The organism is Desulfarculus baarsii DSM 2075, from assembly GCF_000143965.1.
Lineage (GTDB): Bacteria > Desulfobacterota > Desulfarculia > Desulfarculales > Desulfarculaceae > Desulfarculus > Desulfarculus baarsii.
Genome location: NC_014365.1, coordinates 639,702 through 661,046, shown reverse-complemented (window position 1 = coordinate 661,046; position 21,345 = coordinate 639,702). Strand labels below are relative to the sequence as shown.

At 64.6% G+C, this 21,345-nt stretch carries 22 protein-coding genes; 11 read left to right on the top strand and 11 right to left on the bottom strand.

What is annotated here, in order from left to right:
* Positions 1 to 112 precede the first annotated feature (112 nt).
* Positions 113 to 1,777 (top strand): long-chain-fatty-acid--CoA ligase, encoded by a 1,665-nt coding sequence (locus DEBA_RS02895; protein WP_013257408.1) that lies wholly within the window; start codon positions 113 to 115, stop codon positions 1,775 to 1,777.
* Positions 1,778 to 1,934: 157 nt separating this feature from the next.
* Here the strand turns inward: DEBA_RS02895 and tadA are convergent, their stop codons facing one another.
* Both tadA and DEBA_RS02885 read right to left on the bottom strand, forming a co-directional pair.
* A complete protein-coding gene (gene tadA / locus DEBA_RS02890; protein WP_013257407.1) occupies positions 1,935 to 2,450 on the bottom strand; it encodes a tRNA adenosine(34) deaminase TadA in 516 nt (171 codons plus the stop codon).
* On the bottom strand, positions 2,447 to 3,229 hold the full coding sequence (locus tag DEBA_RS02885) for a formyltransferase family protein (protein WP_013257406.1): 783 nt from the start codon (positions 3,227 to 3,229) through the stop codon (positions 2,447 to 2,449). The genes tadA and DEBA_RS02885 overlap by 4 nt, the downstream gene beginning before the upstream one ends.
* Before the next feature lie 184 nt (positions 3,230 to 3,413).
* Here DEBA_RS02885 and ahbB point away from each other — a divergent pair, with 184 nt between their 5' ends.
* The 3 genes from ahbB to DEBA_RS02870 are packed head-to-tail and all read left to right on the top strand — an operon-like array spanning position 3,414 to position 5,733.
* Positions 3,414 to 3,908, top strand: a complete 495-nt coding sequence (gene ahbB / locus DEBA_RS02880; RefSeq protein WP_013257405.1) for a siroheme decarboxylase subunit beta — start codon at positions 3,414 to 3,416, stop codon at positions 3,906 to 3,908.
* Positions 3,898 to 5,181 carry a glutamate-1-semialdehyde 2,1-aminomutase gene (gene hemL / locus DEBA_RS02875; protein ID WP_013257404.1) on the top strand — a complete coding sequence of 428 codons (1,284 nt, stop codon included), beginning with the start codon at positions 3,898 to 3,900 and terminating at the stop codon, positions 5,179 to 5,181. Before ahbB ends, hemL begins: the two co-directional genes overlap by 11 nt.
* A gap of 3 nt (positions 5,182 to 5,184) precedes the next feature.
* Positions 5,185 to 5,733 (top strand): diheme cytochrome c, encoded by a 549-nt coding sequence (locus tag DEBA_RS02870; RefSeq protein ID WP_013257403.1) that lies wholly within the window; start codon positions 5,185 to 5,187, stop codon positions 5,731 to 5,733.
* Between the two features lie 56 nt (positions 5,734 to 5,789).
* Here DEBA_RS02870 and DEBA_RS02865 read toward each other — a convergent pair whose 3' ends face one another.
* Together DEBA_RS02865 and DEBA_RS18020 are read right to left on the bottom strand one after the other, a co-directional pair.
* A complete protein-coding gene (locus DEBA_RS02865) occupies positions 5,790 to 6,926 on the bottom strand; it encodes an acyl-CoA dehydrogenase family protein (protein ID WP_013257402.1) in 1,137 nt (378 codons plus the stop codon).
* 132 nt (positions 6,927 to 7,058) lie between these two features.
* On the bottom strand, positions 7,059 to 7,868 hold the full coding sequence (locus DEBA_RS18020; protein ID WP_013257401.1) for a hypothetical protein: 810 nt from the start codon (positions 7,866 to 7,868) through the stop codon (positions 7,059 to 7,061).
* 193 nt (positions 7,869 to 8,061) lie between these two features.
* Between DEBA_RS18020 and DEBA_RS02855 the strand changes: the two genes are divergently transcribed.
* From DEBA_RS02855 to DEBA_RS02835, 5 genes are all read left to right on the top strand, one after another.
* The gene (locus DEBA_RS02855; protein WP_013257400.1) at positions 8,062 to 8,904 is read left to right on the top strand and encodes a GNAT family N-acetyltransferase; all 843 of its coding nucleotides are present in this window, start codon (positions 8,062 to 8,064) and stop codon (positions 8,902 to 8,904) included.
* An 85-nt stretch (positions 8,905 to 8,989) separates the two neighbouring features.
* Positions 8,990 to 10,114 (top strand): M20 family metallopeptidase, encoded by a 1,125-nt coding sequence (locus tag DEBA_RS02850; RefSeq protein WP_013257399.1) that lies wholly within the window; start codon positions 8,990 to 8,992, stop codon positions 10,112 to 10,114.
* 6 nt (positions 10,115 to 10,120) lie between these two features.
* Positions 10,121 to 11,074 carry a bile acid:sodium symporter family protein gene (locus DEBA_RS02845; protein WP_013257398.1) on the top strand — a complete coding sequence of 318 codons (954 nt, stop codon included), beginning with the start codon at positions 10,121 to 10,123 and terminating at the stop codon, positions 11,072 to 11,074.
* A gap of 87 nt (positions 11,075 to 11,161) precedes the next feature.
* Positions 11,162 to 11,875, top strand: coding sequence for a 2,3-diphosphoglycerate-dependent phosphoglycerate mutase (gene gpmA, locus DEBA_RS02840; protein ID WP_013257397.1), 714 nt, complete (start codon positions 11,162 to 11,164; stop codon positions 11,873 to 11,875).
* 92 nt (positions 11,876 to 11,967) lie between these two features.
* A complete protein-coding gene (locus DEBA_RS02835) occupies positions 11,968 to 12,402 on the top strand; it encodes a PPC domain-containing DNA-binding protein (protein WP_013257396.1) in 435 nt (144 codons plus the stop codon).
* Between the two features lie 81 nt (positions 12,403 to 12,483).
* Here the strand turns inward: DEBA_RS02835 and dsrP are convergent, their stop codons facing one another.
* From dsrP to DEBA_RS02805, 6 genes are read right to left on the bottom strand one after another with little or no spacing between them, the layout of a single operon-like run.
* Positions 12,484 to 13,641, bottom strand: a complete 1,158-nt coding sequence (gene dsrP / locus DEBA_RS02830; protein ID WP_013257395.1) for a sulfate reduction electron transfer complex DsrMKJOP subunit DsrP — start codon at positions 13,639 to 13,641, stop codon at positions 12,484 to 12,486.
* 8 nt (positions 13,642 to 13,649) lie between these two features.
* Positions 13,650 to 14,489, bottom strand: a complete 840-nt coding sequence (gene dsrO, locus DEBA_RS18845; protein WP_013257394.1) for a sulfate reduction electron transfer complex DsrMKJOP subunit DsrO — start codon at positions 14,487 to 14,489, stop codon at positions 13,650 to 13,652.
* The gene (gene dsrJ, locus DEBA_RS02820; protein ID WP_013257393.1) at positions 14,489 to 14,911 is read right to left on the bottom strand and encodes a sulfate reduction electron transfer complex DsrMKJOP subunit DsrJ; all 423 of its coding nucleotides are present in this window, start codon (positions 14,909 to 14,911) and stop codon (positions 14,489 to 14,491) included. The genes dsrO and dsrJ overlap by 1 nt, the downstream gene beginning before the upstream one ends.
* 3 nt (positions 14,912 to 14,914) lie before the next feature.
* The gene (dsrK, locus tag DEBA_RS02815; protein ID WP_013257392.1) at positions 14,915 to 16,540 is read right to left on the bottom strand and encodes a sulfate reduction electron transfer complex DsrMKJOP subunit DsrK; all 1,626 of its coding nucleotides are present in this window, start codon (positions 16,538 to 16,540) and stop codon (positions 14,915 to 14,917) included.
* A gap of 2 nt (positions 16,541 to 16,542) precedes the next feature.
* A complete protein-coding gene (dsrM, locus tag DEBA_RS02810; RefSeq protein ID WP_013257391.1) occupies positions 16,543 to 17,610 on the bottom strand; it encodes a sulfate reduction electron transfer complex DsrMKJOP subunit DsrM in 1,068 nt (355 codons plus the stop codon).
* 24 nt (positions 17,611 to 17,634) lie between these two features.
* Positions 17,635 to 18,174, bottom strand: coding sequence for an RsbRD N-terminal domain-containing protein (locus DEBA_RS02805; RefSeq protein ID WP_013257390.1), 540 nt, complete (start codon positions 18,172 to 18,174; stop codon positions 17,635 to 17,637).
* Positions 18,175 to 18,526: 352 nt separating this feature from the next.
* Here DEBA_RS02805 and DEBA_RS02800 point away from each other — a divergent pair, with 352 nt between their 5' ends.
* A complete protein-coding gene (locus DEBA_RS02800; protein WP_013257389.1) occupies positions 18,527 to 19,126 on the top strand; it encodes a VOC family protein in 600 nt (199 codons plus the stop codon).
* Between the two features lie 13 nt (positions 19,127 to 19,139).
* On the opposite strand, the gene DEBA_RS02795 is transcribed toward DEBA_RS02800, so the two are convergent.
* Positions 19,140 to 20,084 carry an HAD family hydrolase gene (locus DEBA_RS02795; RefSeq protein ID WP_245528533.1) on the bottom strand — a complete coding sequence of 315 codons (945 nt, stop codon included), beginning with the start codon at positions 20,082 to 20,084 and terminating at the stop codon, positions 19,140 to 19,142.
* Positions 20,085 to 20,246: 162 nt separating this feature from the next.
* On the opposite strand from DEBA_RS02795, the gene DEBA_RS02790 reads away from it, so the two are divergent.
* Positions 20,247 to 21,335 (top strand): 2-hydroxyacyl-CoA dehydratase subunit D, encoded by a 1,089-nt coding sequence (locus tag DEBA_RS02790; protein ID WP_013257387.1) that lies wholly within the window; start codon positions 20,247 to 20,249, stop codon positions 21,333 to 21,335.
* Positions 21,336 to 21,345: the final 10 nt, after the last annotated feature.

Here is a 21,345-nt window from a genome sequence, read left to right as displayed (position 1 = left end):
ACGCGCCCCCGCCGCCACGCCGCGCCGGCCAGGGCCGGGCCGTAACACCGCCACGGGAGCAAGCGCCTCCGGCCGTCGTCCTTCAACATTCGGGCAAGAGAGGGTTCTAGAAATGGAAGAGAAATTCTGGCATCGGAATTATGATCCGGGCGTGCCCCATCACATCAATTTCCCCGATATCGCCGCCCAGGACATCCTGTCCATCGCCGTCTACAGCAATCCGCAAAAAGTCGCCACGACGTTTTTCGGCACGGAAATCAAATATTACGAGCTGCGCCGCCTGGTCATGCGCCTGGCCAACGCCCTCAAAAAACTGGGCGTCAAAAAGGGCGACCGCATCGGCCTGCACCTGCCCAACTCGCCCCAATACATCATCGCCTACTACGCCGTGCTGCACAACGGGGCCATCGTCGTCAACCTCAACCCCATGTACACCCCCGACGAACTGAAGGCCCTCTGCACCAACACCGGCGTCAGCACCCTGATCAGCTTCGACATGGTCGTCCCCTACATCAAGGAAGTCTGCAAGACCTGCGACATCGAGCGGGTGATCATCACCAAGGTCACCGACTTCATCAACGGCATGCCCCAGAGCACGCCGGCCGAGATGGGCCTGGAGCCGAACTGGCTGCATTTTTCCCAGGTGCTCGAATCCTGCCAGGAACTGCGGCCCCTGGGCGTGCCCATCGACAAGAGCGACCCGGCCCTGATCCAGTTCACCGGCGGCACCACCGGCATCCCCAAGGGCGCGGTGCTCAGTCACGGCAACCTGGTTGCCGCCAGCTTCATGATCGCCGCCTGGGTCGAGCCCACCTTCCGCATGATCCCGCCCAGCCAGCGCTACACGCTTTCCATCTTGCCGTTTTTCCACGTCTACGGCGACATCGTGGCCCTGAACGCCTCGGTGCTGACCTGCGCGACCCAGATCGTCGTGCCGCGCTTCGACGTCAACGAGATCCTGGGCATCATCGGCCTGATGGACCTGCCCATGTTCTGGCCGGCCGTGCCCACCATGATCAACGCCGTGCTCAGCCATCCCCAGGCCGCCAGCCTGGAGCTGGACCGCCGCTTCACCTGCCTCAACAGCGGCGGCGCGCCCATCGCCGTCAACCTCATCCAGCGCGGCATCGACCTGGGCATCAACATGAGCGAGGGCTGGGGCATGAGCGAGACCACCTCCATCGGCATCAGCAACCCCTCCATGGGCAAGAAAAAGCCGGGCAGCATCGGCATCCCCTTCCCCAACACCGATGTCATGCTCCTCGACCCCAATGACGGCAAAACCCCCGTGGGCGTGGGCGAAAAGGGCGAACTGGTCGTGCGCGGACCCCAGGTCATGCAGGGCTATTGGAACAATCCCAGCGAGACCGCCGGTCAGCTCAAGGACGGCTGGCTCTACACCGGCGACGTGGCCGTGCAGGACGAAGAGGGCTACATCTTCATCGTCGACCGCACCAAGGACATGATCATCGCTGGCGGCTACAACATCTATCCCCGCGAGATCGACGAGGTGCTCTTCGAGCATCCCAAGGTGGCCGACGCCGTCAGCGTGGGCATCCCCGATGATTATCGCGGCGAGACGGTCAAGGCATACATCGTCGTCAAGCCCGGCGAGACCCTCACCGAGCAGGAGATCCTCGACTTCTGCAAGGAAAAGCTGGCCCCCTACAAGCGGCCCAAGATGGTGGAGTTCCGCGCCGAACTGCCCAAGTCGGCGGTGGGCAAGCTCCTGCGCAAGGTGCTGCGCGCCGAGGAAGAAGCCAAGCGCAAGGGCTAACGGCGCGCCATTGGCTGGATAATCGGGCGGCTCGCGCGCGGGTGGGCGCGCGAGTCGCTTTTGTTCATGCCTTGAGAGTCCTCGTCCATGGCGCGCTTCGGCTGCTGCACGGTATAATTCATGTTTCACAGGTTATTATCTGTTTTTACAACATTTGTTATGTTTCACCGTGCAGCGGACTCGCCTTGGCCTTGCCGCGGCGGCTCTGGAAAAACTCGCGCAGCAGCGCGGCCGACTCCTCGGCCAACAGCCCGCCCTCGACGATGGGCCGATGGTTTAGGCCCGGCTGACGGCTCAGGTCCAGGGCCGAGCCCAGGGCCCCGGCCTTGGGGTCGGCCGCGCCGTAGACCACCCGCCGCACCCGCGCCCAGACGATGGCCCCGGCGCACATGGGGCAGGGCTCCAGGCTGACGTAGAGCGTCGAGCCCACCAGGCGATAGTTGCCCATGGCCGCGGCGGCCTGGCGCAAAACGAGCATCTCGGCGTGGGCGGTGGGGTCGGTGTGGCTGATGGCGCGGTTGCCGTGGGCGGCCAGCACCCGGCCGGCGGCGTCGACCAGCACCGCGCCGATGGGCGTCTCGCCCAGGCGGGCGGCCCGCCGGGCCAGGCGCAGGCACAGGGCCATGTGGCGGCGGTCGGCCTGGGCCAACTGGGCCGGGGTGGGCGCGCTCACGCGATGTCCGCCAGGCGCACGCCCTGGGGCATGAGCCGGCCGTCCAGGGTGGCCACGCCGCCGGGCCCCAGGCCAAGGCGACCCTGGGCGATCAACTCGATGGTCCGCGGAAAGACTACCCAGTCGCCCACGGCCTTGAGCCGCTCTTGATGCTGGTCGGCCACGGCGCGCAGCAGCTCGGGCCGGGCCTTGAGCCGCGCCAGCGGCGCGGGCAGCTCCACGGCCAGGGGCTCCGAGACCATCAGCAACGGGCCGGAATCCACGCCGGCGTCGGTCCAGAGGGTCGAGGCGCGCAGCTCGCTTTGCCCGGCGGCGATGGCCTCGAACACGGCGTCGTCGCCGACAAAGCGCCGCCGGCCCTCCGGCCCGACAATGGACAGATCGGCCGGATGCACGTTGACCGCCCCATCCAGCGTCAGAAAGCTCATGTAGCCGCCCAGGGCGATGACGTCGATGGCAAAGGCGGCCAGCAGCCTGGCGGCCACGGCGTCGAACTGGCGGCGCAGCGCCAGGCCCCGGGCCGTGGCCACGGTGCGGCTCTGGCCGCGCAGGGCGTAAAAGCGCCGGATATCATGGGCAAAATAGGGCAGGCCATACTCCAGGGCGATGTTCTGGCCCTGACACTGGCCGTCGGCCCGATCGCTGAAGATGAAACACACTTCGTAGTGAGGGCTTTTTTGCTCCAGCAGGCGGCGGATGTTGCTGCCCGAGCCGCTCATGAAGGCGGCCACGCGCATGGGCCGGCCCTGGGGCCTGAAGATGGGGGAGGCGGTGATCATGGGTTATCCTTGCTTTGGGCCTGGCCGATGATACATTAAGCTTGTATACGTCGGCCAACGGTGGCGGTCAAGATTGCATCCTGCGGCGCGATGGGCTAAATATGAGCGCATCCACGCGTTGCTTGACAACCCGACACAGCGGCCGCACTTATATTACATTAACGATTTGACCACGGTTTGCCCCATGAGCCTAGACGACATCGACAAGAAACTCATCGCGCGCCTGCAAGGCGACCTGCCCCTGGAGCCCCGGCCCTTCGCCGCCATGGCCGCCGAGCTGGGCCTGGACGAGGCCGAGGTCGTGCGCCGCGTGCGCCGCCTGGCCGACGCAAAGATCATGCGTCGTTTCGGGGCGACGCTGCGCCACCAGCGTTCGGGTTTTGCCTGCAACGTGATGGTGGCCTGGCGCGCGCCCGCCGATCAAGCCTCGGAGATGGGCCGCGTCTTGGCCACGGTGCGCAACGTCAGCCATGCCTATCACCGCCGCCCCTGCCCCGGTTTCGACTATAATCTCTTTACCATGGTCCACGGCCGCGACGAACAGGAGTGCCGCAGCATCATCGACCAAATGGCCCAGATGGTCGGCCATCCGGCGCACGACCTGCTCTTTTCCGTGGAGGAGCTGAAAAAAACTTCCATGCGCTACTTCACCGAGGAGGGAGAGATCCATGCCCACTAATCGATCGCAGGCCTTGTGGGAGCGGGCGCAAAGGGTGATCCCCGGCGGCGTCAACAGCCCGGTGCGGGCCATGAAGTCGGTGGGACTCAACCCTCCTTTCATCCGTCGGGCCCAGGGCTGTTATATCAAAGACGCCGACGGCAACCGCTACATCGATTATGTCGGTTCGTGGGGGCCGATGATCCTGGGCCACGCCCAACCCGACGTGATCGAGGCGATCAAGGCGGCGGCCGAAAAGGGGACCAGCTACGGCGCGCCCACCGAGGCCGAGGTGATCCTGGCCGAGGAATTGTGCCGCTGGGTGCCCTCGCTGGAGATGGTCCGGCTGGTCAGCAGCGGCACCGAGGCCACCATGAGCGCCCTGCGCCTGGCCCGGGGCTTCACCGGCCGCGAGCTCATCGTCAAGTTTGACGGCTGTTATCACGGCCACGGCGACGGCCTGTTGGTCTCGGCCGGCTCGGGCCTGGCCACCCTTGGCCTGCCGGCCTGCCCTGGCGTGCCGGCGGCGGTGGCCGGGTTGACGCTGAGCCTGCCCTACAACGACCTGGCCGCGGCCGAAGCGCTCTTCGCCGCGCGCGGGGCCGAGATCGCCGCGGTGATCGTCGAGCCCGTGGCCGGCAACATGGGCGTGGTGCTGCCGGTCGAGGGCTTTTTGGCCGGGCTGCGCCGACTTTGCGACGCCCACGGCGCGCTTTTGATCTTCGACGAGGTGATCACCGGCTTCCGTGTCGGGCCCGGCGGGGCCCAGGAGCTTTTCGGCGTCATGCCCGATCTGACCACCCTGGGCAAGATCATCGGCGGGGGGCTGCCCATGGGCGCCTACGGCGGCAAGGCCCAGATCATGGCCCACATCGCCCCCGAGGGCCCGGTGTATCAGGCCGGCACGCTTTCGGGCAACCCCTTGGCCACCGCCGCCGGCCTGGCCACGCTGGAGTTTTTGGCCGGCAAGGCGGTCTACCCGCGCCTGGAAGAGCTGGGGGCCATGCTCTACAACGGCCTGGAGGGCCTGTTCGCCGCCAAGGGCCTGGCCTGCTTTGGCCAACGCGTGGGCTCGATGATGTGCTTTTTCTTCCAGCCCGGCCCGGTGACCAACTACGAGCAGGCCAAGCAGAGCGACACGGAGCTTTTCTCCCGCTACTATCGCCTGATGCTGGCCCGGGGCATCTATTTCGCGCCCAGCCAGTTCGAGGCCACGTTCGTCTCGCTGGCCCACGACGCGGCGGCCATCGATCAGACGCTTTCGGCCGTGGCCGACGCCCTGAAAGAGCTTTAGGCCGTGTCGCCCCGCAAGCTTCACGCCCTGACCTTGGCCATAGCCTTGGTCTTTGGCCTGGCCGCCGTGGCCTGGGCCGACCACCACGGCCACGGCCGGAAAGAGCGCCGCGACCGATACGAACAAGAGGCCGTGCCGCCGGTCAACAACGCCCTCTACAAGCAGACCTGCGGCGGCTGTCACATGGCCTATCAGCCGGGCCTGCTGCCCAGCGGCTCGTGGCGCGAGATCATCGCCGGCCTGGGCGACCACTTCGGCCAGGACATCAGCCCCGATGACGCCGACAAGGCGACGATCCTGGCCTATCTGGAGGCCAACAGCGCCGAACGCTCGCCATCCAAGCGCTCGCGCAAGATCATGGACTGCCTGGGCGGGGCCACGCCGCCGCGCATCAGCGAAGTGCCCTACATCGTGCGCCAGCACGAAGAAATCCGTCCCGGCGACTACAAAGACGCCCAAGGCCAGCCCCTGACCCCGGCCAACTGCGCGGCCTGCCACACCACCGCCGAGCAGGGCGTCTACGACGACGACAACGTGCGCCTTCCGCGCTAGATCCGCCTCGACGACCGCGCCGGAGCGCTCGAGCCGCCCCGGCGCGTTTTTTTGTCCTAGAAGCCCGACAGCCGGGCGATGACCTCGCTCATGACCTCGTCGGCCCCGGCGCCGATGCTCAGCACCCGGCTGTCGCGGAAACAGCGGGCGATGAGCGTCTCGTTGATGAAGCCCATGCCGCCGTGCATCTGCACGCAGCCGTCGGCGACGTTGCGCACCAGGCGGCCGGCCATGAGCTTGCCCATGGAGACCTCGCGGGTGGCGTCCTGGCCGGCCTGCTTCATGCGCACGATGTGATAGGTCAGATGGCGCAGGGCCTCGATCTCCGTCAGCCAATCGACCATGCGGTGGCGCAGCACCTGGCGGGTGGCCAGGGGCTTGCCAAAGACCACCCGCTGGCGCAGATGCTCCATGGTCATCTTGATCATGTCCTCGCACATGGTCACGGCGCTGGGCAGGGTGCAGAAGCGCTCGTGCTGGAACTGCTTCATCTGCATGATGAAGCCCTCGCCCTCCTGGCCGATGAGATTCTGCGCGGGCACGGGCACGTCGTCAAAGTGCAGAAGCGCCGTGTCGCTGGAGCGCAGGCCCACTTTGTCGAGCTTTTTGCCCACGCTGAAACCGGGCAGATTGGTGGGCACGACAAACAGGCCAAAACTGTGGTGGCCGGGCTCGTCGGAGGTGCGGGCCAAAAGGGTGAGGAAGTCGGCCTGGACGCCGTTGGTGATGTAGAGCTTGGAGCCGTTGATGAGGTAATGATCGCCGTCGCGGCGGGCCCTGGTCTTGATGGCGGCCACGTCGGAGCCGGCGTCGGGCTCGGTGACGGCGATGGCCGAGACCATCTCGCCGGCGATGGCCGGCCGCAGGTAGGTTTCCTTCAGATATTCGCTGCCGAACTCGGCGATGGCCGGGGTGGCCATGTGGGTCTGCACGCAGATGGCCGTGCTCACGCCCATGCCGGCGATGTGGCCCAGTTCCTCCAGAAAGACCGTCTCGAACCAATAATCCAGGCCCATGCCGCCGTATTTTTCCTCGTAGCGGATGCCCAGCAGGCCCAGGTCGCCCATTTTCTTGAACAACTCGTGCAGCGGCGCGGTGGTCTGCTCCCATTGATCCATGTATGGGTTGATCTCGGTGTCGATGAACTTGCGCACCGTGCGGCGCAACGCCTGATGTTCCTCGTTGAAATACACGTCTACCCCCTCCTTCGCGGCCAGATGAATGATGGCTCATTCTGCCGGACGGGGTGCGCGAAAAGCAACCACAACTACTATGTAATCATTTTTTGACGCCGGCCGCGCCGCCGCTTGGCGCTTGACGCGATTTTATATGTGCTCTTCGTCGCCGGCAAACCAGACATTCGGCCGCCTGATTTCGCCATGCTTGGCGTAGAACTCAATATCTTTAATATTTTCGGCATACGTTGAAAGCAGCTTCGCCTTATCGTCTTGCGTAAGGCCAGGCACGCCGTCCATCGCCTCGCGGACTGCGGTCGGCCAGTCCTGATACTTTGCTTTTTTTAATCGCTTGACAAAGTTCTTTCTCTCAAGCTGCGCTTTTTCATCCCCAAAACGTTCACGCACGATTTCAACCATGCGCTCTCGTATTGGTTCGGACATGTCAAACAAAATCATAAAGTTAAAGTCATGCATGGCGTTATCTATTTCTTCTCTTGGCACTCCACAGCTTGTTAACCCTTTGACCATTTCGTTTGCCAGTATCTGTTTTTGTCTACGTGTTAAACTTGAGCCCCATCTGCCAAGCAGCGCTATCACCGGAAAATTCATGCTGGCCATCGTTACAGATACCGATCGCAGATTTTTAAATAGCTCCTCGGCTTCTTCGATTTTTCGTTCGACCTCTTCCAACTTTTGGTCGGCAACATCAATGGTTTTTCTTAACCTTGCCTTCACGCCAAGGCCTTCGATTTCTTGAAATTTATCCAGATACACGAAAAAAAGACATCCGCCCGCCGCCGCGAAAATGGCAATCGCTCCATCTGGTCTATCGAAGACGCATCGTAATAGGCCAATTAGCAGAAGAATCATCGCTCCGATAAATAACAAACGTCCTCGTAGATAATCATCTATTTGTCTTTTCTTATCCAAGCTGAACTTTGGCTTGCTTTCAGGCATGATTTCACCCCTGCATGGATTGAAGAAATTAATCTTTTGCATTACTTGCCATATTATCATTTGCACTTTAGCACAAACAATATATCAATACAAATGTTGGTCGGTACGTTTGCGCGCCACCAGCTTCGCGATCTGCTATGCTATATCCGCGCCGTCCCGCGCGCCTCAACCACTTTTTCGCAAGGGCATAACCGTGGACCCGGAAAAAATCATCATCCGCAACATGACCAGAAGCGAGCTGGATCAAACCATGCAACGAGCCGCCCAAGAAGGCTGGAACCCCGGCCTGGGCGACGCCGAGGTCTATTGGGCCCAGGATCCGGGCGGCTTTTGGGTCGCCGAGCAAAACGGCCAGGTGCTGGCCTCCATCTCGGCGGTGATCTACGACGACGCCTACGCCTTCATGGGCTTTTTCATCACCCGGCCCGAGCTGCGCAAACAGGGCCTGGGCCTGAAGCTGGGCCTGGCGGCCATGGCCCGCCTGGGCAACCGGGTCATCGGTCAGGACGGCGTGGTGGCCATGCAGGATTTTTATCGCCGCCACGGCTTCGAACTGGCCTTTCGCGGCCTGCGCTGGCAGGCTCAGGGCGGCGGCGCGGCCAGCGGCCATAGCGTCGATCCGCGGAGTCTGCCCATCGAGGAGCTCCTGGCCTACGACCGGCAGTGCTTCCCCGCGCCGCGACCGGTGTTTTTGCAAAAATGGCTGAGCGCCCCCGGCGCGCACGCCCGGGCCGTGATCGCCGGCGACCGTTTGCGCGGCTACGGCGTGGTCCGGCCCAGCCATCAGGGCCATCGCCTGGGGCCGCTGTTCGCCGAGGGCCGCGCCGAGGCCGAAACCCTGCTGCAAGATCTGCTGGCCGCCGCCGGCGAAAGCCCGGTGTTCTGGGACGCCCCGCAAAACAACCCCCACGCCGTGGCCATGGCCCAAAGTATGGGTCTGACGCATGTTTTCGAGACCGGGCGCATGTACAAAAACGGCCTGCCGCCCTGGCGCGCCGAAAACGTCTACGGCCTCACCTGCCTGGAGCTGGGTTAACTTTGTTTCGCGCCGCGCCGCCCCTTGCCAAGGCGGCGCTTTGTCATAAACTTATGCACAAGCGCGCCGGCAACCAGGAGACGTCATGGCCGCCCCCATCCCCACGCCGCTGACCATCGCCCAAGAGCTGGTCCGGCGGCCCAGCCGCGAGGAACAAGGCGAACAGGCCTGCGCCGACTATCTGCGCGGGCTGTTGGAGGCGGCTGGTTTTGCCGTGCGAGCCATCGACCTGGCCCCTGGCCGGCCCAACCTGATCGCCACCCTGCCCCAGGCCAAACCAGGCCCGGCCCTGGCCTTCAGCGGCCACCTGGACACCGTGGCCCTGGGCCAGGCCCCGTGGTCTTTCGAGCCCTGCGGCGGCCTCGTCGATGGTGGCCGCTTGCTGGGCCGTGGCGCCAGCGACATGAAGGCCGGCGTGGCGGCCATGGTCCACGCCGCCTTGCGCCTGGCCCAAGGCCCCGCGCCCCGGCCCAACGTGGCGCTGATTTTCAGCGCCGGCGAGGAGCACGGCCTCAAGGGCGCGTTGCATCTGGCCAAGACGCCGGGCGCTTTGCCGCCGGTGGGGGCCATGCTCATCGGCGAACCGACCGCCAATCAACCCCTGCTGGGCCACAAGGGCGGCCTGTGGCTGGGCGTGGAGTTCACGGGCAAGAGCGCCCACGCCTCCATGCCCCACCTGGGCGACAACGCCATCGACAAGGCCGCCGCGGCCATCGTGGCCCTGGGCGGCCACCGTTTCGCCCAAAGCCACGCCGTGCTGGGCCGGCCCACCCTCAACGTGGGGCTGATCCGTGGCGGCGCGGCGGCCAACATCGTCGCCGATCACTGCCGCCTGGACCTGGACACGCGCCTGCTGCCGGGCATGGACCCCGAGGCCGTCATCGCCGAGCTGCGCCGGGTCATGGGCCCCCAGGCCCGGGTGGTCAGCCGCAACTATCTGCCGCCGACCTGGACGGAGCCCGATCACCCCTGGGTGGCGGCCGCCCTCAAGCTCATCGCCGCCCAAACCGGCGACCGCCGGCCGCCCGGCGGCGCGCCTTATGTCACCGACGCATCGGCCCTGGGCCCGGCCCTGGGTTGCCCGACACTGATCATCGGCCCCGGCGAACCGGGCCAGGCCCACCAGACCGATGAGTGGTGCCAGTGCGAGCGCATCGACCAAGCAGCCGAGATTTATCATCAACTGGCCCTGGCCTGGCCCATGGACTGAAGGCGCGTGCAAGCGATCATCAACATTGTCAAAGACAACCTGCTGGTGCTGGCGATCATCGCCGGCTTGATCCTGGGCTGGACCGCGCCGGGCTTTGGCTTGCTGCTCAAAAGCTGGAGCGCCGGACCTTTTCTCATCGCGCTGATCTTTTTCTGCCAGGGCATGGCCTTCAAGGTCGGCGACGCGCCCAGGGGCGGGGCGCTGATCCGGCTGCTGATCTGGGGCTTCATCGTGGCCCAGGCGCTCAGCCCGCTGCTGGGCTGGGCCGTGGCGCGGGTCGCGCCGCTGAGCGATCAGGAGGCCGTGGGCTTCATGCTCATCTGCGCCATGGCCCCCACGCTGGTTTCGGGGGCGGTGCTGGCCGATCGCGCGGGCGGCGACTGGCCCTCGGCGCTGATCTTGGCCGTGGGCATCAACCTGGTGGCGGTGCTGACCATCCCGCTGATCCTGCGCCTGATGCTCGGCGCTTCGGTGAGCATCGACGTGTTGGGCCTGCTGGGCGAATTGATCGGCCTGGTGCTGATCCCGGCGATAGCGGGCCATCTGCTGGGCCGGCCGCGGCCGGCCCTCACCGCGCGGCTGACGCCCACCCTGAAGCTCATCCCGGTGTTCGGCATCGCCACGCTGATCTACATTTCCACCTCGGCCAACAACGAGCACCTGACCAGCATGGAGCCGCTGCGCCTTTTGCTGCTGGCCGCGGCCTCGCTGATCGTCCACCTGACGCTGATGGTCGCGGCTTATTTTGGCGCGCGAGGGCCCTTTGGCCTGGCCGAAAAGCCGGCCCGGGCCCTGGCCGTGGTCTGTTCGGAAAAGACCCTGCCCGTGGCCGTGGCCGTCTGGTCGCTGACCATGGCCCAAAGCCACCCTCTGGCCCTGCTGGCCCCGTTGGTCTTCCACCCCAGCCAGATCATCGTCGACGGCTTCATCGCCGGCTGGTGGGCCAGGCGACCGGCCTAGGCTTGGCGCGACGACAAATCGCGCGCCGGCCGCCGCCGGTTGTGGCATCATAGTTCCTAGGCGCCAACGCGTTGCGGAGAGATGACCATGCCTCGACTGTTGCTGGTGCGACACGGCCAAAGCCAGTGGAACCTGGAAAACCGCTTCACCGGTTGGACCGACGTGGACCTTTCGCCCCTGGGCGAGGACGAGGCCCGGCAGGCCGGCCGCCTGTTGCAAACCGGCGGCTATTCCTTCGACGTGGCCTTCACCTCGGTGCTCAAGCGGGCGGTGCGCACGCTGTGGCTGATCATGGAGCGCATGGACCTTTATTGGGTCGAGCAGCACGCCCATTGGCGGCTCAACGAGCGCCATTACGGCGCCTTGCAGGGCCTCAACAAACAAGAGACCACCCAACGCCACGGCGCCGAGCAGGTGCGCCTGTGGCGGCGCTCTTTTGACGCGCCGCCGCCCAGCCTGGATGGCCTGGACCCGCGTCATCCGCGCTTCGATCGTCGCTATCGCGGCGTGGAGACGGCCCTGCTGCCCGGCGGCGAATCGCTCAAGGACACCCTGGGCCGCGTGCTGCCTTATTGGACCCGGGCCATCGAGCCGCGCCTGCGCATGGGCCAGGACGTCGTCGTCGCCGCCCACGGCAACAGCCTGCGCGCCCTGGTCAAGCACCTCGACCATGTGAGCGACGCCGATATCGTCAACCTGGAGATACCCACCGGCAACCCCCTGGTCTACCGCCTGGCCGCCGACCTGAGCGTCCTCGATCGGGCCTACCTGGATCAGGACCGCGCCCAGGCCTTGCCCTAGCCGCGCCGCGCCGTTTCTGCTACATTGGGCCTGGTGGCCGCCAATTCCGGCCGCCGCCAGACGCTTTTTTGGCCTTTCGCGGAGAGGACGCCATGACCATGCTGCGAATGCGGGTCGGCCCGGTCTACATGGGCCGGCTGCCCCACGGTTGCGACTTGTTGGCCGAGCTGACCAACATCTGCCGCGAGCACACCATCTATCACGCCCAGATCAGCGCCATCGGCGCGCTGAGCCAGTGGCGCGTGGGTTACTACGACCAGCAAGCCCACGAGTACGAGTTCCTGACCGGCAACGACCACCGCGAGATCGTTTCGCTCTTGGGCAACGCGTCGCTCTACGAGGGCGCGCCCATGGTCCACGCCCACCTGGGCCTGGCCAACGCCGAGGGCCACGTTTTGGGCGGGCATTTGGCCGAGGGCTGCAAGGTCTTTGCCTGCGAGTATATCATCCAGAAGTTTTTCACCGAGATCCCCCTGCAACGCGTGCCCGATCCCGAGACCGGCCTCAACCTGTGGGGCAAGCCCTGAAGGCCTGTCGTTCGGCCAATAAAACGGGCCCTCCCCGCTGGTCGGAGAGGGCCCGGTCGCTTATGCGCGTGGGAAAGGGCGCTATTCGCCCCGTTCTTCCTTGATGGTCAGGGCCACCTTGTAGAGCACGGTGACGATGAGGATGCCCAGGGCGTAGACGCCGGCGCTGATGGTCAGCTCCAGGCCGGTGGGCAGGTATTCGGTGATCTCGTGCAGGGGGTTGGGCACGAAACCGCCGGCCATCATGCCCATGCCCTTGTCGATGTAGGTGCAGATGAACACCAGCACGCAGGCGATGGCCAGGAGCTTTTCATTCTGCCGCCATTTGGGCACGATGAGCATGCCGATGGCGGTCAGGCCGCAGAGCAGGGCCGTCCACATGAAGGGCACCATGGTGTTGAAGCCGTGGTAGCCGAAGTAGAGATAGATAATGTGGCTCATGTGGCTGGGCATGTTGCTGTAGAAGACCGTGAAGCACTCCAGCCCGAAGAAGAACAGGTGCAGGATGATGCAGTAAGTCACGATCTTGGACAGGGTCTGGATGGCCTCCTTGCCGGGGTCGAACTTGGAGATCTTGCGCACCAGCATGGAGAGCAGGATCAGCACGGCCGGGCCGGCGGCAAAGGCCGAAACCAGAAAGCGCGGGGCCATGATCGCCGTCAGCCAGAAGCCGCGGCCGGGCAGGCCGGCATAGAGGAAGGCCGTGACGGTGTGGATGGAGACGGCCCAGGGAATCGACAGGTATATCAGCGGCTTGACCCAGGCGGGCGGCGGCACGTCCTTGCGCTCGCACTCCAGGGTGCACCAGCCGATGATCAGGTTGAGGAACAGGTAGACGTTTAGCACCACCATGTCCCAGAACAGCACCGAGTTGGGCGTGGGGTGCAGGATGACGTTCATCAGCCGCTCGGGCTTGCCCAGGTCGACGATGACGAAGAGCAGGCACATCGTCACCGCGCCGATGGCCAAAAACTCGCCCAAGATGGTGATGCGGCCAAAGGTTTTGTAGTGGTGCAGGTAGTAGGGCAGCACCAGCATCACCGCCGAGGCGGCCACGCCGACCAGGAAGGTGAGCTGGGCGATATAGAAGCCCCACGACACGTCGCGGCTCATGCCGGTGATCGTCAGGCCCTCGATGGCCTGGACCACGTACGCTCCGAAGCCGGCGCCGATGATGACCAGCAGAAGCACCAGCCATCCCCAGTAGCGCTTGCTTCCTTTCAGTGCCAGATCAAGCATGACATCCCCTAAATCAGATAAAAGACCTGGGGCTCGGTGCCCAGGTTGGGTTTACGCCTAATGCTGAAGCGCTTGTTCAACTGGGCGCGCACCGGCGAGCCGGCGTCGCTCATGTCGCCAAAGAACATCACGCCGGGAGCGGCGGCCACGCAGGCCGGCTGGAGCCCCACGGCCAGGCGCTCGGCGCAGAAGGTGCACTTCTCGACCACGCCCTTGGTGCGGGTGGGGTATTCGGAAGTGACTTCCTGGAGCCGGGGTTGGCCGGTCTTGGGGTCTTTTTCGTTGAAGTAGGCGGCGCGGGGGTCTTTGAAGTTGAACGAACGCGAGCCGTAAGGGCAGGCGGCCATGCAGAAACGGCAACCGATGCAGCGGTGCATGTCCATCATGACGATGCCGTCTTCGCGCTTGAAGGTGGCCTGGGTCGGGCAGACGCGCACGCAGGGCGGGTTCTGGCAGTGGTTGCACAGCACCAGCACCTTGTTGTGCAGCACGGCGCTGGGCGCGTAGGGGTTTTCGGTCTCGACGAAGGCCTGGTCGAACTCGGCCTCCCAGATCCACTTGATGTCCTGCTTGCTGGCCTTGCCCTCGGCGTCGACGTAGTGGGGCACGTTGTGCTCGATGTTGCAGGCCTCGGCGGCGGCCTGGCGGGCGGCGTCGTCGAGTTTGGTCAGGTCGATGGCCATGCCCCAGTTGCCGCCGGGCTTGACGGCCAGTTGCGAGGGATTGGGCGAGTATTTGCCGATCAGCTCGGCGGCGTCCAGCGCGCCGGGCCGCAGAAGCTGCCAGCCCATCCCCGCCAGCGCGCCCACGCCAGCGGCCTTGAGGAATTTCCTTCTATCCCAGGACATCACTTCACCTCCTTGGGCTCAAGGTGGCAGTCCCAGCAATAAGGGGTCACGGCCAGATAGTTGTGGCAGCTATCGCAGAATTCCTTCTTGTTGCTGTGACACTTCATGCAGTTGCTGGTCAGGCTCATCTTGTATTGGGCCACCACCTGGCCGTCGGCGTTTTCGGTGGTGAAGAGGCGGTCCTCGCCGCGCACCACGTGCTCGCGCCACTGATCCAGCAGCACCATGTGCGAGGTGCGCATGTACTCTTTGTCGACCACGCAGGTGGCGGGCAGATTGAGCTTGGCGGCCATGGCCACGGCCGGTTTGGCGTCGGGCTTGGGCGGCTGGGAGGCGCTGCCCACGTTGGACCACAGCGGGTAGGTGAAGATCACCAGGAAGACGACGATCCCGGTGATGATCGGCTTGGAATCGTAGAGCATGGCTTACTCCTCCTCTCCGGCGTCGTCGTCCCCGGCGGTGGGGATTTCCTCGCCGCGGAGGTTGTATTCGCGTTCGTTTTCGCCGTCCATGACCAAGGCGTTGGCCACCAGCTCGCTGACGCCGGCCACGGCCACGCCGGGCACCCAGAAGTCCATCAGCGCCGGGAAGACCGCGCGGTCGATGGCGCAGACGCACGAGAGCATGTTGACGCCGTGCTCCTCGTGGACCGCCTTGACCGCGTTGGCCCGGGGCAGGCCGCCGCGCAGGCGCATTTCGAGGTATTCGCCGGCGTTGAGGCCCGAACCGCTGCCGCAGCAGAAGGTCTGCTCGCGGGTGGTCTGGGGCGGCATCTCGTAGAAGTTGTTGCAGACGTTCTGCAAGACGTAGCGGGGCTCCTCGAACATGCCCATGCCGCGGGCGACGTTGCACGAATCGTGGAAGGTCACCTTGAGGTGGTCGTTGCGGCTGGGGTCGAGCTTGAGCTTGTTGTTTTTGATCAGGTCGGCGGTGAACTCGGTGATGTGGACCATCTTGGTCGAGGCCGCGTTATCGAAAACCGTGCCGGTGATGGGGCTCTTGGGTTTTTCGAGGAAGGTGGCCGGGCCGTTCAGGGTGTCCATGTATTGGTTGACCACGCGCCACATGTGGCCACACTCGCCGCCCAGGATCCACTTGACGCCCAGGCGCTCGGCCTCGGCGTACATCTTGCGGTTGAGCTTGCGCATGGTCTCGTGGCTGGTGAAGAAGCCGAAGTTGCCGCCCTCGGAGGCGTAGGTGCTCCAGGTGTAGTCCAGGCCGATGTGCTCGAAGAGCATCAGGTAGCCCATGAAGGTGAAGATGCCCGGCTCGGCGAAGACGTCGCCCGAAGGCGTGACGAAGAGGATCTCGGCGCCCTTGCGGTTGAAGCTGGGCTCGATGCGCACGCCGGCGTACTCCTCGATGTCGTCCAGGAGATACTCGACGTTTTCTTTATAGGTGTGGGGTTGCAGGCCCAAGTGGTTGCCGGTGCGGTTGCAGTTGGCCACCGGCGTGCCGATCCAGTCGATCTGGCAGCCGATGAGGTTCAATAGCTCGCGGGCGATGATGGTGATCTCGGCGGTGTCGATGCCGTAGGGGCAGAACAGGCTGCAACGACGACACTCGGTGCACTGGAAGAAGTAGTAGAACCACTCCTTGATCACCTCTTCGGTCAGCGGGCGGCCGCCGGCCATCTTCTTGAAGACCTTGCCCAGGGCCGTGAAGTCCTGGCGATAGACCGAGCGCAGCAGCTCGGCCCGCAGCACGGGCATGTTCTTGGGGTCGCCGGTGCCGATGAAGAAGTGGCACTTGTCGGCGCAGGCGCCACAGCGCACACAGATGTCCATGAACAGCTTGAAGCTGCGGAAACGATTGAGGCGGTCCTTGATGCCGGCCTTGATCGTGCCTTGCCAGTCGGCGGGCAGCTTCCAGTCGGATTCGGTGGGGTTCCACTCGCGGGCGCCCGGCGCGCCGATGGCCTTCAAGGACTCGGGGTTGACCGGATAAAGGTAGGTGCCGGGCAGGAACTCGGGCTTGGTGTCCATCCACCCCTGCTTGGGCGGCTTGTGATCGATGTTGCCCAGCACGTCTGCGCTAAGTTTGGTTGCCATGGCTATTCCTTCTCCCCCTTGTCGTCGGCCGACTCGTCCTCGGGCTCGAGTTCTTTATCGACGGGGAGGCCCGCCTCGACCATCAGCTCGCGGAAGTCGTCCTCGTAAGCCGCATAGGTGTGATACTTGACGGGCTCGGTCATCCACGGGTTGACGTGGCGCACGGCGCGGCTGTTGTTGACCAGGTTCCTGGTGGGGCTGAGGAAGACGCCAGCCATGTGCGTGAGTTTGCTGAAGGGGAAGTAGGCGAACAACACGCTGACCAGGAACAGGTGCACGAAGAACCAGCCGCTGACGCCATCGGGCAGGGCCGGGCTGAGGGTGGCCAGGCCCATGGTCAGCTCCTTGATGCCCACCACGTCCACGCGGATGACGTAGCGCATCAGGATGCCGGTGATGGCGATGCCGATGATCAGCCACAGCGGGAAGTAGTCGGCCGGCAGCGAGATGTAGCGCACCTGGGGGATCCACAGGCGGCGCACCAGAAGCAGCGTGGCCATGCCGCCCAGCACCAGGCCCGAAAGCAACAGCGCCGGCAGGCCGATCTCGATCACCGGCGTCATCACCTCGACCTTGAACATGCTGTCGATGCTCTCCAGGCCCACCACCCAGGCCGGGATGGGGTCGGTGAAGAAGCGCAGGTGGCGCAGCAAGGTCACCAGGAAGCTGTAGTGGAACAGGATGGCGAACAGCCAGAGGAATTTCTCCGAGCTGTAGCGCACCTTGGGCCCCTGGCGGAAGTCCAGCTTCATGTTGCGGAACAGGCTGCGGAAAAGCGCCACTTCCAGGATCATGCGCACGATGGCCCCGCCCCGCGTCGAGGGGTTCTCGATGGGCTGGGGCTTGATCCAGGGCATGGATTTCTCCTGGCCGGCGGTGGTGGGGATGCGGAAGGGAACCGGCGATTTGGCCCAGTCTATGACGCGGTAGACCATGCCGACGAAGAAGGTCAGCACCGCGGCGTATGGGATGATCACGCCGAAAAGCACGCGGAGGCCGGCTCCTTCAACTCCCACATATGCGATCACGCCAAGGACGATGACCGCTAGTAAAGAGATGATGACGTTCATAAACTGTTACCTCGTTTCTTGTTTTCAATCACTTTCGCCTTCATCCGCACTGGCCCCCTCCTGCTCCACCAGCAGGCCCGAGCGTCGTAGCAGCATGAAGGCGTTGGAGTGAACCTCCTTGGCCTTCAACTGATAGATTTGCTCGCGCACCGCCATGTAGATTTCGAAGGATATCAAGGCCAACCGGTCGATTTCCTTGTCCAGATCCCATAGCTCGTCGGCATGGCCGCCCTTGGCCAGATCGCTCCCCAACACCTGGCGCACCACGTGCTTGAGCGCGAAGACAAAGGCCAGGGCCTGGGCTGGACGGAAATCCTGGATGGCCCGGATGCGAATGATGTTATCCAAAAATTTCGTCGCCTTTTCGGGATCGATGCCTTCGAGGATCAAATCGAAGAGGCGCTCGGTTTCGGTCTCGATGGCCGCGCCCACCGGGTTGAGCATGCGGTCGCTCTTTTTGCGCAAAAACTGGGCCGTCTCCTCGGGGTAGGTCTCGATGACGCTGTCCATCCACCCCGCGACGATGGCCTTTTTTTTCTTGGCCAGAAGCTCCTTGAGAGTCATGCCCGTATCGGCCTTCCCGCGCCCAACAAACAACGCCCCGGCCGGAAGCGGCCGAATTCCTTGTGAAATACCGAACCAACCACGTCCGCGCCAGATGCGATGCTTGCGAAGAATAGAGTTAATGCGCCGAAATGTCTAGATATCACAGATCGCGTGCCTTCGTCAAGCCCGCGGCGCGGAGGGCCTCCCCGCGCCATCCAGCCACAACCGGCGCTAAGGGCATAGACCATTTTTTCCAAGCCCTGTCAAGTGCAAACCATGGCCCATGCCGCCATGGGCGGCCGTGTAGTAAAATGTGATTAACGGGCCGTCGAGCCCGCGCAATCGACGAATCGACCAAAAAGGAGCGACGATGGGCCGCTACAACGGCGTAAACCACCTGGCCATGGCCACGGCCGACATCGACAAAACGATTTTTTTCTGGCGCGACCTGCTGGAGATGCCTCTGGTGGTCGGCATCGCCGATCCGGGTTTCCAGATTTATTTCTTCGAGATATCGCCAACCGACATGATCGGATTTTTCCACTGGCCCCAAGTGCGGCCGCTGCCCGAAAAGGACCACGGCCTGCCCGTGGAGGGGCCCTTCGCCTTCGATCACCTGGCCATCGGCCTCAATGAACGCGACGACCTCTGGCTGCTCAAGGACCGCCTGGAGGCCGCCGGCTTCTGGGTCTCGGAGGTGATGGATCTGGGCTTCATCGAGTCGGTCTATTCCTTCGACCCCAACGGCGTGGCCATCGAGTTCTGTTGGCCCAAGCCGGGCGTGGACCCGCGCCGCGCGCCGACCCTGGTCGGCCGGGCCCCGGCCGCCGCGGCCCTGGAAGGCCCCCTGCCCCAACCCGGCCGCTGGCCCGCGCCGCCAGCGCCCACGCCGCCCCAGCAGCGCCGCAGCTACCCCGGCGAGGGCCGCGATCTGGCCGACCAGAGCAAAAACCTCTGGCGCGGCAAATAGCGGGCCAAGCCCTTCAGCGGTCGGTCGTCTCCACCTGGCGGAAGCTCTGGCGCATGCTCACCGCCACCACGCCCTCGGCGCTCAGCGCCTCGACCAAGCCGTCATGGCCATAGGCGAACTCGCGGGGGTCGTCGTGGACCAGCAGCAGGGCCAGGCCCCGCCGGCGGCCCGACAGGGCGTAGCGCAGCATCTGGCTGTCGCCGTCGGAGTTGCCAAAGGCCAGCACCGGCGGCCCGCCCAGGCGTTGCAGGAGGTTGACGGCCTTTTGCAGCTCCAGGTTGAGGGACTCGACCTTTGCGCCGCGGCTGAAGGCGATGCGGCCGCCCCTTTCGTGGACCACGGCCTGATAGGTCGTGCCGATGCAGCGGTCCGGGTCCACGCCCAGGTAGTCGGCGCTGATGGCCCGCAAAAAGAAATTGGGCGAGCCCGAACACAGATAGACCACGAAGCCTTTTTCGTGCAACAACTCGATCAGCTCTAGCATCGGCGGATAGATCAGCCGGCGATAGGGCTTGCCGTTGGCCGGGTTGACGCCCTGGTCCATCAGCCGTCGGGCCATGGCCTGGTAGTCGTCGAAGCTCATGCCGACAAAGGGCTTGGTCAGGGCCTGGGCGATGTATTGGCGCTCCAGAGCCAGGCGGTCACCCCGGGCGTGGGCCGCGCAGAGATCGGTCATGCCCTCTGGCGCGGGGCCGCCCTTGGGGCAGACCTGGCCCAGGCGCTGGAACGAAAGCTCCAGGGGCAGAAAAACCGGCTTTTCGGCGATGAGCGTGCCGTCGACGTCAAAGGCGGCCTTGCGCTCGACGGGCGGGATGAAATCGGGCCCGCCGGGCGTGGTCACGGCGGTGATGTAGTCGAGCAAAACCTGGCGCGCCGGGCCTTGCCACGAGGCCAGTTCGTCGCCGGCCCAGGCCGCTCCGCCGGCCAGCGCCAAGGCCAGGACCACGACCAGCGCCACCGCGCGCAAGCGGCCGCCAACGCCTCGAAAACACCGTTTGTTCGTCACTGCCGATCTCCCATCGTTTACCGGCCCAGCGGTCGGGAACGTCCTTGACAGGCCATGTTTGGCCACCTAAACTACCATGGTCAATGGCAAAAATTTAAACTGCGGAAGGTGCGCATGACCGCCTCGATTTTGCCGCGCCGGCGATACATCCAAGAGCAAGCGGCCAAGGGCCGCCGCCCGGTGGGCGTCCTGCCGGCCCAATACCCCAAGGAAATCCTCTGGGCCCTGGACATCCTGCCCGTGGAGATCTGGGATCCGCCGCTGGAGGTTTCCTCGGCCGGGGCTCACTTGCAGCCTTACATCTGCTCGGTGGTGCAGGGCGGCCTGGAGCTGATCCTCCAGGGCCGGGCCGACCAGATGGAGGCCTTTCTCTTTCCGCACACCTGCGACAGCATCCAGAATCTGGCCACGGTGGTCAACGATTATATCGGCCTCGACCGGCCCTGCTACTTTTTCTACCACCCCAAGGCCCCCTACCGGCCTTCGTCCCACGAATACTATTACGGCCAGATCAATGGCCTGGCCCAACGCCTGGCGCCCCAGTTCGGCCCGTTGGACGAGGCCAAGCTCTGGAGCGCCGTGCGCCAGGGGGCCAAGGTCGCCGAACTATTGCGCCAGCTTTACATGCTGCGCGCCCAGAACAACCTGCGATGTTCGGCCGTCGAATTTTACGAGTTGATCCGCCTGGGCGAATACCTCCACCCCGATGATTTCATCCCGGCGCTGGAAGATTTCATGGCCGAGCGCTCCGGCCCTGGCCCCGACGGCCCGGCCGTGGTGCTCAGCGGCGTGCTGCCCAATCCCGTGGCCCTTTTGAGCGCCCTGGATGAGCTGGGCGTGCGCGTGGGCCACGACGACCTGCTGGCCTGCAGCCGGCGCATGCTGGCCCCGCCCGCCCACGACCCCGACCCCCTGCGCCAGCTCGCCAAGGCCTACTTCGGCCTGCCGCCGTGCAGCACCAAAAACTCGCCCCTCGGCCAGCGCCTGGAGTTTCTGCGTGTGATCCTCGACCGCAGCGCCAGCCGTGGCGTAATCTTCAACCTGGTCAAGTTCTGCGAAACCGAGCTTTTCGACGCGCCGCAACTGATCGAAGCCCTGAAAAGTCAAGGCGTGCCGACGCTTTTCATGGAAACCGAACTCAACCAGGGGCTCTCGGGCCAGTTGGCCACCCGCGTCGAGGCCTTCGTCGAAATGCTGGGCTAGGGGCCGGCTG

Bases quoted from the DNA above. Each gene is read 5' to 3' on its own strand.
- DEBA_RS02895 (WP_013257408.1), top strand. From the start codon at position 113: ATGGAAGAGAAATTCTGGCATCGGAATTATGATCCGGGCGTGCCCCAT.
- DEBA_RS02885 (WP_013257406.1), bottom strand. From the start codon at position 3,229: ATGATCACCGCCTCCCCCATCTTCAGGCCCCAGGGCCGGCCCATGCGC.
- ahbB (WP_013257405.1), top strand. From the start codon at position 3,414: ATGAGCCTAGACGACATCGACAAGAAACTCATCGCGCGCCTGCAAGGC.
- hemL (WP_013257404.1), top strand. From the start codon at position 3,898: ATGCCCACTAATCGATCGCAGGCCTTGTGGGAGCGGGCGCAAAGGGTG.
- DEBA_RS18020 (WP_013257401.1), bottom strand. From the start codon at position 7,868: ATGCCTGAAAGCAAGCCAAAGTTCAGCTTGGATAAGAAAAGACAAATA.
- DEBA_RS02850 (WP_013257399.1), top strand. From the start codon at position 8,990: ATGGCCGCCCCCATCCCCACGCCGCTGACCATCGCCCAAGAGCTGGTC.
- gpmA (WP_013257397.1), top strand. From the start codon at position 11,162: ATGCCTCGACTGTTGCTGGTGCGACACGGCCAAAGCCAGTGGAACCTG.
- DEBA_RS02835 (WP_013257396.1), top strand. From the start codon at position 11,968: ATGACCATGCTGCGAATGCGGGTCGGCCCGGTCTACATGGGCCGGCTG.
- dsrP (WP_013257395.1), bottom strand. From the start codon at position 13,641: ATGCTTGATCTGGCACTGAAAGGAAGCAAGCGCTACTGGGGATGGCTG.
- dsrO (WP_013257394.1), bottom strand. From the start codon at position 14,489: ATGTCCTGGGATAGAAGGAAATTCCTCAAGGCCGCTGGCGTGGGCGCG.
- dsrJ (WP_013257393.1), bottom strand. From the start codon at position 14,911: ATGCTCTACGATTCCAAGCCGATCATCACCGGGATCGTCGTCTTCCTG.
- dsrK (WP_013257392.1), bottom strand. From the start codon at position 16,540: ATGGCAACCAAACTTAGCGCAGACGTGCTGGGCAACATCGATCACAAG.
- dsrM (WP_013257391.1), bottom strand. From the start codon at position 17,610: ATGAACGTCATCATCTCTTTACTAGCGGTCATCGTCCTTGGCGTGATC.
- DEBA_RS02805 (WP_013257390.1), bottom strand. From the start codon at position 18,174: ATGACTCTCAAGGAGCTTCTGGCCAAGAAAAAAAAGGCCATCGTCGCG.
- DEBA_RS02800 (WP_013257389.1), top strand. From the start codon at position 18,527: ATGGGCCGCTACAACGGCGTAAACCACCTGGCCATGGCCACGGCCGAC.
- DEBA_RS02790 (WP_013257387.1), top strand. From the start codon at position 20,247: ATGACCGCCTCGATTTTGCCGCGCCGGCGATACATCCAAGAGCAAGCG.